Origin of the sequence: Microlunatus ginsengisoli (genome assembly GCF_039537205.1) — a bacterium.
Classification (GTDB): domain Bacteria; phylum Actinomycetota; class Actinomycetes; order Propionibacteriales; family Propionibacteriaceae; genus Microlunatus; species Microlunatus ginsengisoli.
The window spans coordinates 152,400-168,022 of the sequence record NZ_BAABAB010000022.1 but is presented as its reverse complement, the minus strand read 5'-3'; the positions used below and the strand labels follow the sequence as shown (position 1 = coordinate 168,022).

18 protein-coding genes are annotated in these 15,623 nt (G+C 69.3%); 11 read left to right on the top strand and 7 right to left on the bottom strand.

The features are described from left to right. The first annotated feature begins 10 nt into the window (after nucleotides 1–10). On the top strand, nucleotides 11–904 hold the full coding sequence (locus ABD747_RS15740; RefSeq protein WP_344806214.1) for an SRPBCC family protein: 894 nt from the start codon (nucleotides 11–13) through the stop codon (nucleotides 902–904). 85 nt (nucleotides 905–989) lie between these two features. Here ABD747_RS15740 and ABD747_RS15735 read toward each other — a convergent pair whose 3' ends face one another. Then, a complete protein-coding gene (locus ABD747_RS15735) occupies nucleotides 990–1,412 on the bottom strand; it encodes a nitroreductase family deazaflavin-dependent oxidoreductase (protein WP_344806212.1) in 423 nt (140 codons plus the stop codon). 173 nt (nucleotides 1,413–1,585) lie between these two features. Then, nucleotides 1,586–2,965 carry an aminotransferase class V-fold PLP-dependent enzyme gene (locus tag ABD747_RS15730; RefSeq protein WP_344806210.1) on the bottom strand — a complete coding sequence of 460 codons (1,380 nt, stop codon included), beginning with the start codon at nucleotides 2,963–2,965 and terminating at the stop codon, nucleotides 1,586–1,588. Between the two features lie 253 nt (nucleotides 2,966–3,218). Between ABD747_RS15730 and ABD747_RS15725 the strand changes: the two genes are divergently transcribed. Further along, entirely contained in the window at nucleotides 3,219–3,566 is a 348-nt protein-coding gene (locus tag ABD747_RS15725) for a hypothetical protein (protein ID WP_344806208.1), read from the top strand. Between the two features lie 36 nt (nucleotides 3,567–3,602). On the opposite strand, the gene ABD747_RS15720 is transcribed toward ABD747_RS15725, so the two are convergent. Then, entirely contained in the window at nucleotides 3,603–4,178 is a 576-nt protein-coding gene (locus tag ABD747_RS15720) for a TetR/AcrR family transcriptional regulator (RefSeq protein ID WP_344806206.1), read from the bottom strand. 91 nt (nucleotides 4,179–4,269) lie between these two features. On the opposite strand from ABD747_RS15720, the gene ABD747_RS15715 reads away from it, so the two are divergent. Next, a complete protein-coding gene (locus tag ABD747_RS15715) occupies nucleotides 4,270–5,163 on the top strand; it encodes an SDR family oxidoreductase (RefSeq protein ID WP_344806204.1) in 894 nt (297 codons plus the stop codon). Between the two features lie 16 nt (nucleotides 5,164–5,179). Here the strand turns inward: ABD747_RS15715 and ABD747_RS15710 are convergent, their stop codons facing one another. Beyond that, complete coding sequence (locus tag ABD747_RS15710; protein WP_344806202.1) at nucleotides 5,180–5,971, bottom strand: isocitrate lyase/PEP mutase family protein; 792 nt, start codon at nucleotides 5,969–5,971, stop codon at nucleotides 5,180–5,182. Next, entirely contained in the window at nucleotides 5,971–6,414 is a 444-nt protein-coding gene (locus tag ABD747_RS15705) for a hypothetical protein (protein ID WP_344806200.1), read from the bottom strand. Before ABD747_RS15705 ends, ABD747_RS15710 begins: the two co-directional genes overlap by 1 nt. Before the next feature lie 126 nt (nucleotides 6,415–6,540). Here ABD747_RS15705 and ABD747_RS15700 point away from each other — a divergent pair, with 126 nt between their 5' ends. From ABD747_RS15700 to ABD747_RS15665, 8 genes are all read left to right on the top strand, one after another. Next, nucleotides 6,541–7,272 (top strand): helix-turn-helix transcriptional regulator, encoded by a 732-nt coding sequence (locus tag ABD747_RS15700; protein ID WP_344806690.1) that lies wholly within the window; start codon nucleotides 6,541–6,543, stop codon nucleotides 7,270–7,272. 68 nt (nucleotides 7,273–7,340) lie between these two features. Then, on the top strand, nucleotides 7,341–8,729 hold the full coding sequence (gene sufB, locus ABD747_RS15695) for a Fe-S cluster assembly protein SufB (RefSeq protein ID WP_425562548.1): 1,389 nt from the start codon (nucleotides 7,341–7,343) through the stop codon (nucleotides 8,727–8,729). A gap of 35 nt (nucleotides 8,730–8,764) precedes the next feature. Then, nucleotides 8,765–9,964 (top strand): Fe-S cluster assembly protein SufD, encoded by a 1,200-nt coding sequence (sufD, locus tag ABD747_RS15690; protein WP_344806196.1) that lies wholly within the window; start codon nucleotides 8,765–8,767, stop codon nucleotides 9,962–9,964. Next, on the top strand, nucleotides 9,961–10,314 hold the full coding sequence (locus ABD747_RS15685; protein ID WP_344806195.1) for a non-heme iron oxygenase ferredoxin subunit: 354 nt from the start codon (nucleotides 9,961–9,963) through the stop codon (nucleotides 10,312–10,314). The genes sufD and ABD747_RS15685 overlap by 4 nt, the downstream gene beginning before the upstream one ends. A gap of 3 nt (nucleotides 10,315–10,317) precedes the next feature. Beyond that, the gene (sufC, locus tag ABD747_RS15680; RefSeq protein ID WP_344806193.1) at nucleotides 10,318–11,130 is read left to right on the top strand and encodes a Fe-S cluster assembly ATPase SufC; all 813 of its coding nucleotides are present in this window, start codon (nucleotides 10,318–10,320) and stop codon (nucleotides 11,128–11,130) included. 80 nt (nucleotides 11,131–11,210) lie between these two features. Beyond that, complete coding sequence (locus ABD747_RS15675; protein ID WP_344806688.1) at nucleotides 11,211–12,464, top strand: cysteine desulfurase; 1,254 nt, start codon at nucleotides 11,211–11,213, stop codon at nucleotides 12,462–12,464. Continuing rightward, nucleotides 12,461–12,913, top strand: coding sequence for a Fe-S cluster assembly sulfur transfer protein SufU (sufU, locus tag ABD747_RS15670; protein ID WP_344806191.1), 453 nt, complete (start codon nucleotides 12,461–12,463; stop codon nucleotides 12,911–12,913). The genes ABD747_RS15675 and sufU overlap by 4 nt, the downstream gene beginning before the upstream one ends. After that, the gene (locus ABD747_RS15665) at nucleotides 12,913–13,290 is read left to right on the top strand and encodes a metal-sulfur cluster assembly factor (RefSeq protein ID WP_344806189.1); all 378 of its coding nucleotides are present in this window, start codon (nucleotides 12,913–12,915) and stop codon (nucleotides 13,288–13,290) included. The genes sufU and ABD747_RS15665 overlap by 1 nt, the downstream gene beginning before the upstream one ends. Nucleotides 13,291–13,549: 259 nt before the next feature. On the opposite strand, the gene ABD747_RS15660 is transcribed toward ABD747_RS15665, so the two are convergent. Together ABD747_RS15660 and ABD747_RS15655 are read right to left on the bottom strand one after the other, a co-directional pair. Beyond that, the gene (locus ABD747_RS15660; RefSeq protein ID WP_344806187.1) at nucleotides 13,550–15,328 is read right to left on the bottom strand and encodes a hypothetical protein; all 1,779 of its coding nucleotides are present in this window, start codon (nucleotides 15,326–15,328) and stop codon (nucleotides 13,550–13,552) included. Then, complete coding sequence (locus tag ABD747_RS15655) at nucleotides 15,321–15,569, bottom strand: hypothetical protein (RefSeq protein ID WP_344806185.1); 249 nt, start codon at nucleotides 15,567–15,569, stop codon at nucleotides 15,321–15,323. Before ABD747_RS15655 ends, ABD747_RS15660 begins: the two co-directional genes overlap by 8 nt. Nucleotides 15,570–15,623 lie beyond the last annotated feature (54 nt).

Here is a 15,623-nt window from a genome sequence, read left to right as displayed (position 1 = left end):
GGGCGAGCCGATGGATCTCACGCACCGGTTCAGCGTGCCGGCGCCGCTGGACGAGGCCTGGCGCGCGTTCAACGATCTGGAAGGGCTGGCGCCCTGCTTCCCGGGCGCCACCCTCAGCAGTGTCGAGGGCGACGAGTTCGCCGGGTCGGTCAAGGTCAAGCTCGGCCCGATCGCCCTGCTCTACAACGGAACCGGCCACTACGTGCAGCGGGACGAGGACGCCCACCGGGTGGTGATCGAGGCACGCGGCAAGGACAAGCGCGGCAACGGCACGGCCACCGCCACGGTGACCGCCTCGTTCGCCGCCGGCGCGGACGGGACCGACGTCGAGGTGGTCACCGATCTGGCGATCACCGGCAAACCGGCGCAGTTCGGCCGGGGCGTCATCTCCGACGTCAGCGACAAGCTGCTGGCCCAGTTCGTCGCCTGCGTCTCCGGCCGCTTCGCCGCCGCTGAGTCGGCGCCCGAACCCGAGGTGCCCGCCGCGCCGCCCGGGTCCGAAACGCCTGGGTCCGAACCTCCCGGGTCCGAACCTCCCGGGTCAACCGAGCCATCCGGGGCCACCGACGTCGATAGTTCAGACGAGGCACCTGGTTCGGCCGAGCCAGGAGGCGCCGCCGGGCAGGGGGAGTCACGCTCAGAGCCCCCGGTAGCGCCGGCGCCGGAGCCCGTCCCGTCGCACCAGCCGCCGCCACCATCGCCACCAGCACCGCCGCGCACCTCGTCGCCGCCGCCTCGGCCCGGCGCCCCGAGTCAGCAGCCCGCAGCCGACGAGGTGAACCTGCTCGCCACCGTCGCGCCCGTCCTGCTGAAGCGCTACGGTCCGGTCGTCCTCGGTCTCGGCCTGGTGCTGCTCGCGGTGATCGCCATCGTCCGTCGGCGGTCCTCACACAAGCACGGTTGACGCGAATCTGCCGCTCGAACTGCTCCAGCGGCCGGAACCGGCCCTAATCCGCGATCGAGCGGCAGGTTCGCGTCAACGCCGAGAGTCACCTAACACGTTCGAGCACCACGACGGGAATTTCGCGGGACGTCCTGGTCTGGTAGTTCTCGTAGTCCGGCCAGACGCTCGCCATCTCGGCCCACATCGCCGGCTTCTCCTCGGCCGTCGCCACCCTGGCCCGGGCCCGGAACCGGTCGCCCTTGATCTGGACCTCGACGTCCGAATCGGCCTCGAGGTTACGGAACCATGCCGGCGGCTGGTCCGCGCCGCCCTTGGACGCCACTACGAGATACGAGTCGCCCCACGGCCGGAAGATCAGCGCGTGGGTGCGGGTCTGGCCAGATTTCCGCCCCTTGGTGAACAGCAGCAAGGTGGTCGTGCCCTTGCGCCAGTAGTAACCGTCCTCCCCGTCGGTCTCCAGGTATCGCTCCACATGCGCAGGTCCGTGCAGGTCGGCCGCAGTTGTCATGTAATCCATTGTTATCACCGCCATCCTGAAGCGCGGTGCGTCCCCTAGGCCGCACGGATGCTCTTCGACGGTGCTCCGGGCAAGGCCGCCACACCGCTGCTCCGGCCCGGACGTACGGCCAGCTGCCCCGAGTCCAAGATGTCGAGCCGGACGACCACCGCGGTGCTTGTCCGCTACCTGCGTTGCCCTCGTGCCCCAGCATCATCGGCCCGCGCTCGCGTTCGCCGCCGGCCCCGCGAGGTGAGGCAGCGAACGGCCTCGGTCGCGCGCTCGACGTCGTCGGCATTGGTATAGAGGGCGAAGCTCAGCCGGCAACTGGCGGGCGGGATCAGACCGAGATCGCGGTGGGCCAGGGTGGCGCAGTGGCAGCCGGCGCGGGACTCCACCCCGAACTCGTTCAGGCCGTCGGCCAGCCAGAACGGATCGAACCCGTCGACGTTGAAGGCGAGCAGCGGTGAGCGGTCCACGCCCGGCTGCGGCCCATAAACCCGGAGACCGACGACGTCGCGGAGCCGCTTCCGGGCCAGCTCGGTCATCGCCGCGGTGTGCCGGGACACCGTGCCCATGCACGAGGCGACCGTCTCCCACGGGATGGGCCGTTCGGTGCCGAACCAGCTCGGTCGGCCGCCCTGCACGAGGTCGAGGGTCAGCCGGAGGGCCTGGGCCGAGACAATCGTGCCCAGGATGTTCGGCGTGCCCGCGCTGTACTTCCAGGGCAGGTCGTTGTAGTCGACCCGATCGGGGCTCACCCGGCCGGTGGCGATCATGTCGCCGCCGTACAGAAAGGGCAGTGACGCTTCGAGCAGGTGCTCCTTGGCATACAGGACCCCGACGCCGAACGGGGCGAGCATCTTGTGGAAGGAGAAGGCGAGGTAGTCCACGTCCAGCGCTCCGACGTCCACCGGACTGCTCGGCACCAATTGGGCGCCGTCCACCAGGAGCAGCGAGCCGTTCTCGCCCGACGGCTGGGCATAGCCGCTGTCGCGGCTGAGCCGGCGGATCAGATCGAGTGGCGGCTTCGTCCCGAGGAAGTTCGACGCGCCGGTGACGCAGACCAGCTTGGTCCGGTCGTCGATCAGGTCCGCGAGGTGGTCGAGGTCGAGGCGACCGCTGGCATGGTCGAATCGGGCTAGCCGGCACTCGACGCGCCGTCCCAGCCGGGGCAGGATCTCCCGGCTCAGGGCGTACCACGGCACGAAGTCGGAGTTGTGCTCCATCAGTGTCGTCACGACGTTGTCGCCGTCGCGGAATTCGGTGAGCAGGGAGTACATCACCGCGTTGATCGCCTCGGTGGTGTTGCGGTACGTGACGATGCTGCGCCGGCTCGGGGCATTGATCCAGGCGGCGATGGTGTCGAACGAGGCCTCGAACGCGTCGGTCGTCCGTTGCGAGGCCGACGACTGGCCGCGGTGCACGTTCTCGTACGAGCGGGCCAGCTCCCGGTAGAGCCCGATCAGCTCGCGCGGAGGCTGCGTGCTGGCAGCGTTGTTGGTGACGACTCGCCCGGCCGCGGGGAAGTCGAAGTGACGGCGAATACGGCGGACGTCGAGCACTGCTCCCGCATCCTCCGGCGCGGAACGGTCGCTCCGTCTAGCCCACATCGGCCCTCCGGTTCCCGCACGGCGACGTTGCCGCGTCAGTACGGTCCTGCGCTGAAGAGGACGCCGCGCAGGGCGTGATACCCGGACCCGGCGCCGGCCGCCGCGGGCCGGCCGCGACGCCGTGCGTCGGATCCTGGTCGTTTGTCCGAGGCGACACCTGGCCGGTGCGATCACACTGCAGGAAGGGACCAACGGAGGAGGAGCGATGACGAAACTGGTGGGCGTGCACGCCCTGGAACTTCGGCCCGGAGTGGATCCGGCTGCCTTCGAGCAGGTCTGTGCCGAGGTCGTCGGCGTTCGGATGTACCCGGGCTGGTCGACCCGCATACTCAAGGGCGAGCGGGGCGCGCGGGCCGGCAAGTACGCCGTCGTGTTCGAGATCGACAGTGTCGAGGATCGCGATCGGATCTTCCCCGAACCCGATCAGCACTCCGCGGAGGCGCAGCAGTTCGACAACGAGCATCCCGAGTCGAGCGCGGTCTGGGACCGGCTCTTCGAGCTCGTCGATCTCGAGGCCGACGTCGTCACCGATTACCTGATCGTCGCCGAGTAGGACGAGCAGGTCAGCCACGCCGACCGGCTGGGACGTTCAGGTCTGGTTCGGCGCTGACAGCGACTGCAGCGTGGACAGGGTCTCGCGCTGCAGGTCGCCGAAGGATCGGCCCTCACCGTCGGCGAGCCAGCGGGCGAAGGTGGTGCGGAAGACCGACAGGGCGGCGTCGGCGCAGAGCCTGGCCTGGGGGTCGGTGATGCCGCGGTCGCGGAGGGCGTCGGCCAGCCGGTCGGCCAGCGCGGCGAGCTTCAGCAGCTCGCGCTCGCGCAGGGCCGGGTCGGACTCGATCACCGCCTGGCGCCCCCGCGACCAGGCACGCCGCTCGGCGGTGAAGAACGCGCCGGCATGGTCCAGACCGGCGGCGGCGATCTCCATCGGCGTGGCCCCAGTCGGCGCGCCGGCGACTCCGTCGACGAAGGCAGCGCCCAGCTGATCCTGCCCGTCGAAGAGCACCTCGCGCTTGTCGGTGAAGTAGCGATAGAAGGTGCGCTCGGTCACCTCCGCGGCGCCGGCGATGTCCGCGACGGTGGTTGCGTCGTACCCGTCGCGGCGGAACAGTTCGAGCGCGACCTGTTGCAGGCGTTCGCGCGTGCCCGGCGCCCAGCGTCCCATGAGCCGATGGTAGGTGATGTCAGAGCATGACATGAAGAGTGCTATGGTGATGACAGACCCTGACATCGCACGTACGGGAGAGTGATCGACGATGAAGGTATTCGTCACGGGAGCGTCCGGCTGGATCGGCTCGGCCACGGTCGCCGAGTTGCTGGCCGATGGGCACGAGGTGACCGGCCTGGTCCGCTCCGAAGCCTCGGCCGACCGGCTGCGGTCCGCGGGTGCGACACCTCTGGCCGGTGATCTGGACGACCTCGATTCGATCCGCCGCGGCGCCGCGGGCGCCGACGCGGTCATCCATCTGGCCAACAAGCACGACTGGAGCGATCCGGCCAACTCCAACCGGGCCGAGCGGGCGTCGGTCGAGACGATCGCCGAGACCTTGCTCGGGTCCGACCGGCCGTTCCTGTTCGCCTCCGGCGTGGCATTCGCGCCCGGCCGGGTGGTCACCGAGGACGACCGCGACACTCCCAGCGGCCCGGATGCGCCGCGCGGCGGCAGCGAGGCGCTGGCGATGGATTATGCGGAACGCGGCGTGCACAGCGTGTCCCTGCGGTTCGCGCCGACGGTGCACGGTGCGGGCGATCACGGCTTCATCGCCCAGATCGTACGAGCGGCGCGGGAGCGCGGTGTCTCGGGCTACATCGGGGACGGAACGAACCGCTGGCCCGCCGTACACGTGGTGGATGCGGCCCGGCTGGTCGCGCGTGCGCTGGGGTCGGCTCCTGCCGGCTCGGTCGTGCATGCGGTGGCCGAGGAGGGCGTGCCGGCCCGCGACATCGCGGAGGCGATCGGGAGCGGTCTCGGCCTGCGTGTCGAGTCGATCGAGCCCGACCGTGCGGTCGAGCACTTCGGCTGGATCGGGCGATTCTTCGCCCTCGACCTGCCGGCCTCCAGCGCCGCGACCCGGGCACGATTTGGCTGGGCGCCGACCGCGCCCACCCTGCTGGAGGACCTCGCGGGCGGCTCCTACTTCGCCGCCTGAGGCGTCCGGCGGGACCCTAGTTCAGCACCCGGGTGCCATCGGGCAGCCCGCTGCCGTTGTGGACGGCCTCGACCAGGCTGGCGAGCGCGGTCAGGGCCACCCGCTGCGACCACGGGCCGTAGGAGACCCGGGCCACGCCGAGGTCGGCCATCCGGGCCAGCGAGATGCTGCCCGGGACCCCGATCAGGGTCAGTCGCTGCGGTCCGAAGGCGTCGCTCAAGTGGGCCACCTGCGGCTCGGACAACCTGCCCGGGACGAACACCACCGGTGCGCCGGCGTCCAGGAACGCCCTACCGCGGGCGGTGGCATCGGCCAGCACGTCGGCCGGGTCGCGATCGCCGGCTCGCAGGAAGGCATCGGTCCGCGCGTTCAGCACGAAATCGGGTACGCCCTCGGCCTCAGCGGCGGCCATCACGGCCTCGACCTGCCGGGCCGCCTCGGTCAGCGGCTTGAGTTGGTCCTCGATGTTCGCCCCGACGGCCCCGACGCCGATCGCCTTGCGGATCGTCTCCGGCGCATTGCCGTAGCCGCCCTCCAGGTCCGCGCTGACCGGGAGGTCGACGGCAGCCACGATCCGGCGTACCTCCTCGATCATCTCGTCCACCCCAATCACCTCGCCGTCGGGATATCCCCGGGACGCGGCGATGGAGTGACTGGCCGTGGCCAGCGCCGTCGTGCCCGGCCGGGCGGCCACGACGGCAGCCGAGACCGCGTCCCAGATGTTGACGACGGTGAGCAGCGCCGGGTCGCGGTGCAACCGCAGCAGCGCACCGGCGCGAGCGGCGACCTCCGACCTCGGACCCGACATCAGGCGGTCGCTGCCGGGGTGAGCGGCTCGGCGCGGGCGACCCGGGTGGCCGCGACGGTCGCGAAGGCGAGCACGGCGAACGCGAACAGGCCGTGCACGGCGCCGAACACGTACGACAGCTTGGCCAGCTCGGCGAACGCGATCTGCAGAACGATCGACACCAGCACGATCACCGACCAGGCCACCGCCCGGGGCACCTTGACGAAGAAGGAGAAGGCCAGCAGCAACACGCCAAGAATTGGGATGACCACCATGCCGACCACCTCATGGAAGCCGAACCCGCCCTGGCCGGGATAGCCCGGTCCGGTCATCACCGCGCGGTCCAGCACGCCGCCGTCGAACACCCAGCCGGCAAGCCCGGAGAACGCGAGCGCGATCGAGGCCGCCTGGAGGGCGACGGCCAGGGAGATCGTGTAGGCCACGATGCGGTAGGTCAGTCTCACCAGAGGGACGCTACGCTGCGGTTTGTCGCGAGATCCGACTAAGGCTGTCCTTATTTGAATGCGCCATTCGAATAAGAGCACACTGGTGTTGTGAAAACCGCTCCGACCTCTGCCGCACGCCCGCGGATCCCCGCGGGCGCGCCGGGCGTGGGCGGAACGGCCCTGGTCGAGCGGGACGCCTCCACCCGGGAGCAGGTCGCCGGTTCGATCCTCACCCATGGCCCCTCCACGGCGGCCGCACTGGCTGAGCGACTCGGCCTGACCGCCGCGGCGATCCGGCGCCATCTCGACGTGCTCGAGGACCAGGGCCTGGTGGAGTCCCGCGAACAGCGGGTGTACGGCCCGCGCGGTCGGGGACGGCCGGCCAAGGTCTTCGCCCTTACCGACGCCGGCCGGGCGAAGTTCTACACCGCGTACGACGAACTGGCCATCACCGCGCTGTCCTTCCTGCAGCGCACCGCCGGCTCGGCCGCGGTTGAGGAGTTCGCCGCCGAGCGGCTCACCGGCATCGAAGCCCGCTATGCGCAAGCGGTCACGGCCGCCGGACCCGAGGTGAGCCCGGTGCAGGCCCTGGCCGCCGCTCTCACCGCCGAGGGGTACGCGGCGTCGACCCAGCCGGCCGGAGCCGGCGAGCAGTTGTGTCAGCACCACTGCCCGGTCGCCCACGTCGCGGAGCGCTTTCCCGAGCTCTGCGAGGCCGAGACCGCAGCCTTCTCCCGGGTGCTCGGGGTCCACGTCCAGAGGCTGGCCACTATCGCCCACGGCGACGGGGTCTGCACCACTCACGTTCCGCAATCGCGCCCGTCCACCGGGCCCGTCCTGCATGACTCGACAACCGACGAAAGGTCCGACTCGTGACCCAGATACAAGATCCCGCCGCCACGACTCCGGCCGGTCCGGGGCTCGGACAGACCCAGGACCAGCACCTGGAGGCCCTCGGCCGCTACGAGTGGGGCTGGGCCGACTCCGACGTCGCCGGCGCGACCGCTCAGCGCGGTCTCACACCGGAGATCGTGGCGAACATCTCGCACCTGAAGAACGAGCCGCAGTGGATGCTCGATCTGCGGCTGAAGGGCCACCGGCTGTTCGGCCGCAAGCCGATGCCGACCTGGGGTGCGGAGCTCGACGACATCGACTTCGACAACATCAAGTACTTCGTCCGCTCCACCGAGAAGCAGGCGACCAGCTGGGACGACCTGCCCGCCGACATCAAGAACACCTACGACAAGCTCGGCATCCCGGAGGCCGAGAAGGCGCGGCTGGTCGCCGGTGTCGCGGCCCAGTACGAGTCCGAGGTGGTCTACCACAAGATCAACGAAGAGCTCGAGAAGCAGGGTGTGATCTTCCTGGACACCGACACCGCGTTGAAGGAGCACCCGGAGCTCTTTCAGGAGTACTTCGGCACCGTGATCCCGGTCGGCGACAACAAGTTCGCCGCGCTGAACACCGCGGTCTGGTCCGGCGGCTCCTTCATCTACGTGCCGAAGGGCGTGCACGTGGAGATCCCGCTGCAGGCGTACTTCCGGATCAACACCGAGAACATGGGCCAGTTCGAACGGACCTTGATCATCGTCGACGAGGGCGCCTACGTGCACTACGTCGAAGGTTGCACCGCCCCGATCTACAGCTCGGACTCGCTGCACAGCGCCGTGGTGGAGATCATCGTCAAGAAGGGCGCTCGCTGCCGCTACACCACGATCCAGAACTGGTCGAACAACGTCTACAACCTCGTCACCAAGCGCGCCACCTGCGAGGAGGGCGCGACGATGGAGTGGATCGACGGCAACATCGGCTCCAAGGTCACCATGAAGTACCCGGCGGTGTACCTGATGGGCGAGCACGCCAAGGGCGAGACGCTGTCGATCGCGTTCGCCGGCGAGGGCCAGCACCAAGACGCGGGTTCGAAGATGGTGCACTGCGCCCCGCACACCTCGAGTTCGATCATCTCCAAGTCGGTTGCCCGCGGCGGTGGCCGGACGTCCTACCGCGGCCTGGTCCAGGTCCAGGAGGGTGCGCACCACTCGGCCTCGATCGTGAAGTGTGACGCGCTGCTGGTGGACCAGATCAGCCGGTCCGACACCTATCCCTACGTCGACGTCCGCGAGGACGACGTGTCGATGGCGCACGAGGCGACGGTCTCCAAGGTCAGCGACGACCAGCTGTTCTATCTGATGAGCCGCGGACTCGGCGAGGACGAGGCGATGGCGATGATCGTCCGTGGCTTCGTCGAGCCGATCGCCCGCGAGCTCCCGATGGAATACGCGCTGGAGCTGAACCGGTTGATCGAGCTGCAGATGGAAGGCGCCGTCGGCTGACCCGGCCATCCCGCGCGAGCTCAACCTAGAAAGAGATGTCTGTGTCTGTAGATACCCGGCCCGCGGCTGCCCCGAATGTGGCCGATGCCGTCGAGACGGTCGCGTCGCACCTGCACCCGGTGCCGTCGTACGACCTCGCCGACCACCCCAAGCCGAAGGGCCTGGAGGAGGTCTGGCGGTTCACGCCGTTGAAGCGCCTCGCCGGCCTGCTCGACGAGCCCGCAGGTGACGGCGGCCACCTCGACTGGGTCATCGACGCCCCGGCGGGGGTGACCACCGCCGAGATCACCACCGAGGCGGCGATCGCACTCGGCGGACCCGCGCCGAGCGACCGGATCGCGGCACTGGCGGTGAGCCACGCGGGCGGCGCGGTGCACCTCGACGTGCCCGCGGAGGCCGAGCTGGACCGCCCGGTGCTGATCACCCTGACCGGAGACGACGCGGAGCGGCTGGTGCACGGCCACGTGGTGATCACGGTCGGTGCGTTCGCCAAGGCCACCATCGTGCTGGAGCACCACGGTTCGGCCCGCTACGCCAGCTATCTCACGGTGCTGGTCGGCGACGGCGCGCAGCTGGAGCTGGTCGGCCTGCAACTGTGGGCCGACGACGCGGTGCACGCCGGCCAGGTGGCGCTCCGGGTCGGCCGAGACGCGAGCGTGAAGACGCTGAACGCCTCCCTCGGCGGCGATCTGGTCCGGCTGGTCGAGACCGCTGACTACGCCGGACCCGGCGGCGACCTGCAACAGAGCGGGGTCTATTTCGTCGACGCCGGCCAGCACATCGAGCACCGGCTGTTCGTCGACCACAACGCCCCGCACACCAAGAGCAACGTCGACTACCGCGGCGCCCTGCAGGGCCGCGGCGCGCACTCGGTCTGGGTCGGCGACGTGCTGATCCGCAAGGTGGCCGAGGGGATCACGACCTACGAGTCCAACAAGAACCTGGTGCTGACCGACGGCTGCCGGGCCGACTCGGTGCCCAACCTGGAGATCGAGACCGGCGAGATCGAGGGTGCGGGTCACGCCTCCACCACCGGCCGGTTCGACGACGAGCAGCTGTTCTATCTGCGCAGCCGGGGGATCGCCGAGGCCGAGGCCCGCCGGCTGGTCGTGCACGGCTTCTTCGCCGACATCATCCGCCGGATCGGCATTCCCGAGGTGGAGGCCCGGCTGCTGGAGGCCGTCGAGGACGAGCTGGCGATCAACGTCGGGCTGCCCGAGGGCGGGAACCGATGAGTTTCGTCCGGGTGTGTACCGCGGCCGAGGTCGCGCCCGAGACCGCCGTCGCCGTCGACGCCGACGGTCTCGACCTGGCCATCGTGAACAGCGCCGGCCGCTTCTACGCGATCGCCGACGAGTGCTCGCACGCGGCCATCCCGCTGTCGGAGGGCGACGTCGGCGACGGCGAGATCGAATGCTATCTGCACGGGTCCCGGTTCGACCTGCGCACCGGCGAGCCGACCGGACTGCCGGCCACCGAGCCGGTGCCCATCTATCGCTGCCGGCTCGAGGGTGACGACGTACTCGTCGACACCTCGGCGCCTCTCGATCGTCACGCAATCTCAGCTCAGCAACAGGAGTCCTAACCCATGTCCACTCTCGAAATCCGCGATCTGCACGTCACCGTCGAGACCGAGTCCGGCACCAAGGAGATCCTCCGCGGTGTCGACCTCACCATTCGCAGCGGTGAGACGCACGCGATCATGGGTCCGAACGGCTCCGGCAAGTCCACCCTCGCGTACTCCATCGCCGGACACCCGAAATACACGATCACCCAGGGCAGCGTGACCCTGGACGGCCAGGACCTGTTGTCGATGACCGTCGACCAGCGCGCCCGCGCCGGATTGTTCCTTGCCATGCAGTATCCGGTCGAGGTCCCGGGGGTGTCGGTCGCCAACTTCCTGCGCACGGCCAAGACCGCCATCGACGGGCAGGCGCCCAAGCTGCGTACCTGGGTGAAAGACGTCAACGCGGCCATGGCGCGGGTCCAGATGGATCCCGAGTTCGCCCAGCGCAGCGTCAACGAGGGCTTCTCCGGCGGGGAGAAGAAGCGGCACGAGATCGTCCAGCTGGAGCTGCTCAACCCGCAGTTCGCGATCCTGGACGAGACCGACTCCGGCCTCGACATCGACGCGCTGCGGGTGGTTTCCGAGGGCGTCAACCGGTTCACCGACCAGGGCGATCGCGGCGTGCTGCTGATCACCCACTACACCCGGATCCTGCGCTACATCAAGCCGGACTTCGTGCACGTGTTCGTCGCCGGCCGGGTGGCCGAGGAGGGCGGCGCGGAGCTGGCCGAGCGGCTGGAGGCCGAGGGCTACGACCGGTACGTCCGCGCCGCGCGCGAGGCCGCCGAGCTGGAGGCCGCCACCCTGCAGACCACCGGGGCGGAGCAGAGCTGATGGCCGAGTACCCGGCGGTGATCGACGTCGCCGAGGTCGACACCCCGGCCGGCGTCGGCACCAGCCCGACGGCGGGGGAGATCCCGTACGACGTGGACCACATCCGCGCCGATTTCCCGATCTTCGAGCGGATGGTCGGGGACCGACCGCTGGTCTACCTCGACAGCGCGAACACCTCGCAGAAGCCACGCTCGGTGGTCGAGACGATCGAGGACCACTACCTCCATCACAACGCCAACGTGGCCCGGGCGATGCACATGCTCGGCGCGGAGGCGACCGAGGCGTTCGAGGGCGCCCGGGCGAAGGTGGCCCGGTTCGTCGGTGCGCAGCGGTCCGAGGAGATCGTCTTCACCAAGAACGCCTCCGAGGCGTTGAACCTGCTGGCCTACACCGCGACCCGGGAGCTCGGGCCGGGCGACGAGATCGTCATCTCGGTGATGGAGCACCACTCCAACATCGTGCCGTGGCAGCTCGCCGCCGAGCGGACCGGCGCGACCTTGCGCTGGTTCGACGTGACCTCCGACGGCCGGCTGGACGTCGAGCGGGCGGCCGAGGACGGGCTGATCAACGAGCGCACCAAGATCGTCTCGATCGCGTACGTCTCGAACGTGCTCGGCACGGTGAACCCGGTGGACGCGATCGCGGCCCAGGCTCACGCCTACGGCGCGACGGTGATCGTCGACGCCAGCCAGGCCGTTCCGCAGTTGCCGGTGGACGTGGCCGCGCTCGGGGTGGACTACCTGGCCTTCACCGGGCACAAGATGCTCGGCCCGACCGGGATCGGCGTGCTCTGGGGTCGCTATGAGCTGCTGGAGAACCTGCCGCCGTTCCTCGGTGGCGGGGAGATGATCGAGACCGTGAAGATGACCGGCTCGACGTTTGCGCCGCCGCCGCACCGGTTCGAGGCCGGTACGCCGCCGATCGTCCAGGCCGTCGGGCTCGGCGCGGCGGTGGACTACCTGTCCGAGCTCGGGATGAGCGCGGTCGCCAGGCACGAGCAGGAGATCACCGGCTACGCCTTGGACGTGCTGCAGCAGATCCCGGGCCTGGCCGTTCTCGGCCCGCGGGAGTTGGTCAGCCGCGGGGGAGCGGTGTCCTTCACGCTGGCGACACCGGCCGGGGAGCAGATCCACCCGCACGACGTGGGTCAGCTGCTGGACTCCCGAGGGGTCGCCGTGCGCGGTGGCCACCACTGCGCGAAGCCGCTGCACGACGCGTTCGGCATCCAGTCCTCGACTCGGGCGTCGTTCTACCTCTACACCACCACGACCGAGATCGACGCGCTGGCCGAGGCGCTGACCTACACCGTGGACTTCTTCGGGAGACGCCGATGAAGATCGAGGAGATGTACCAAGAGATCATCCTTGACCACTACCGGGCCAAGCACCACAGCGGACTGCGCGAGCCGTACGGCGCCGAGGTGCACCACGTCAACCCGACCTGCGGCGACGAGGTGACGCTGCGGCTCAGCCTTGATGGGGATTTGGTCAGCGACGTGTCGTATGAGGGGCTGGGCTGTTCGATCTCGCAGGCGTCGACCTCGGTGATGACCGATCTGGTGATCGGCAAGCCGATCACCGAGGGCCTGGCGCTGCACGAGGAGTTCCTCGCCATGATGCAGAGCCGTGGCGAGATCGAACCGGACGAGGACCGGCTGGAGGACGGCATCGCGTTCGCCGGCGTGGCCAAGTTCCCGGCCCGGGTGAAGTGCGCACTGCTGGGCTGGTCGGCGTTCAAGGACGCCGCGCTGCGAGCCAGTACGACCGACGGTGAGGAGAACTGATGACCGAGACGCGACCATCCGATCTCGTACGGGACGAACTGCCCGAGTTCGACGAAGCACTCAGCGCGGCGCCGACCGTGGAGGACCTGACCGAGGCGCTGAAGGACGTCGTGGACCCCGAGCTGGGGATCAACGTCGTCGATCTGGGACTGATCTACGGCCTCCACGTCGAGGACGACAACTCCGTCACCATCGACATGACGCTCACCTCGGCCGCCTGTCCGCTGACCGACGTGATCGAGGACCAGACCCAGACCGCGCTGGAGGGCCTGGTTTCCTCCTTCGCGATCAACTGGGTCTGGATGCCGCCGTGGGGCCTGGAGATGATCACCGATGACGGCCGGGACCAGCTGCGCGCCCTGGGGTTCAATGTTTGATTGCTCCGCTCGGGCAAGCCCTCGCTCCGCGCTCCGCTGCGCTTCAGGGCGGCTCGTTCGTCGCGTTCGGTGAAACGAAAGGCGTGTTTCACCGCACGCTCCTGCACTCGCCGCCGCGCAGCGTCGGTCGCGGTTGACTGATGCGCTGAGCTTGGCCGCGAACGCGCGCTGAGCTGGCCCGGACGTGCGCTGAGCCTGTCGAAGCGCGGTGCTGCCCTTCGACAGGCTCAGGGCACCTAATGAGGCGTGCGGCCGAACCTCAGATGTTGGTGCCGGTCGCCCAGGCCGGGCTGCCGTTCGGCCGGTAGATCACCACGTTGCGGTCGTTCTGGACGATCAGGTGGCTACCCGGGTTGCCGTCGGTGTTCGACGCCCAGATCGGATGCCCGCCGCGCAGATAGATCACCAGGTTGCCGTCGCCCTGCATGACGCACACGCCGACGCCGCGACCGTTCGTGCCGGAGGCCCACGGCGCCTGGTTGCCCTGATAGAGCACGAGATTGCCGTCCCCTTGGTAGACGAACCGGAACCGGCCGTCGGCGGAGGTGATGCTGTTGCCCGGGTTGAGCACCTGGCCGGGCTGCATGGTGTCGCCGGTCGCGGTCGGACCGGAGGGCAGCCAGGTGTTGGTGGACCAGACGGGATGGCCGCCTGGTTGGTAGATCACGACGTTGCCGTCGTCCTGGGCGACCAGCCGGCTGTTGGCATTGCCGTTCGTGCCGGAGGCCCAGATCGGGTGTCCGCCGCGGGCGTAGATCACCAGGTTGCCGTCGCCCTGCATGATGCAGATGCCGACCGGTCGGCCGTTGGTGTTCGACGCCCAGAGCGGTTGTCCGCCGTCGTAGAGGACGAGGTTGCCATCGCCCTGGTAGACGAACCGGTAGCGTCCGCTCGCGGAGGTGATGCTGTTGCCCGGGTTGAGCACCTGGCCGGGCTGCATGGTGTCACCGGTCGCGGTGGGCCCGGTCGGCAGCCAGGTGTTGGTGGACCAGATCGGGTGCCCGTTCGGCTGGTAGATGACCACGTTGCCGTCGCCTTGCACGACCAGATGGCTACCGGGATTGCCGTAGGTGCCCGACGACCAGATCGCGTTGCCCCCGTTCGGTGGGTAGATCACCAGATTGCCGTCGCCCTGCATGACGCAGACGCCGGCGGGCCGCCCGTACGTGTTCGACGCCCACAGCGCGTGGCCGCCGTCGTAGAGGACCAGGTTGCCGTCGCCCTGGTAGACGAAGGTGTAGCGGCCGTCCGCGGAGTGCACGGCCTCGCCCGGCAGCAGGATCTGACCGGGCGCCATGGTGTCCCCGGTGGCGGTCGGCTCGACGATGGTCGTCGGCTGGCGCAGCCAGGCCTCGTGGGTGATGGCACGCATCGACGGCACGTCGATGATGCCGATCGAATTCCAGGTGAACAGGGCATAGCCCGGCTGGGAGCCGTCGACTCCTGCCGGCACCGAGACGCCGAACTGCTGCGCCAACCAGGTCAGCGAACCGTAGCCACACAGGGCGACGCAGTGGTCCTCGCCGGCGTCGGGATGGAATCCGGTGCCGAACCAGCCGGTCCGGCCACCGGTGGACTGCCACGCGGTCTCGATCTGGTCGGCCGCGATGCCGAGCTTGACCGGGCCGAGGGCGATCGCACTGCGCAGCGTCGCGTCGTCGTTCCAGTTCACCGAGAAGTGGCCGCCGTCGACGTACATCTGCGACCCCTGGACGAAGCCGTACTGCTGCATCCAGCTCATCACGTCGGTGAGGTAGGCGCCCTCGAGCACGCCGTGCTCCTTGGCCCACTCGATCACGTCGTCGTCGGAGACGAAGATCTCCGGGTTGTTGCACGCCTTGGCGAACGCCTCCTCGGCGGTCACGCAGTCGCCGTGGACGTCGTTGCCCCACATCGAGATCCGCTGGGGCCTGGTCAGGAAGGTCGGCGGTGCGCCGACCCGAGCGACGTGCGGTACGGCCGCGGCGAGCGCGCTGCGCGGTGACGGCAGGGCACCGCGCTTCGGTGCGCGTGCGGCCTGATCGGTCTGGTCAGTCATCTGGTTTCTCCTCCGTGTTCGACGAGTCGGGCTCGTCCGGGCCGGGGTCCGGGACGAACTCGGGCGCGTCGGCAATCTTCGATTTCGGTGTCGGGAACGCCCCACGCTTGGGTGGCTGCGGCGCTTTCGGCTCGACGACATCTCCGGAGGTGTCGTCGGAGTTCGAGGTCCCGTTCATGCTCGTGGCGTCCACCCTTTCCGTGACGGCGCACGTCGACGAACGAGCCGAGTCGGCCGTCATCGGCTGCCCGTCGAAGACAGTCGGAGAATCCGGTGAAAGAAGCCCCGTTCATCG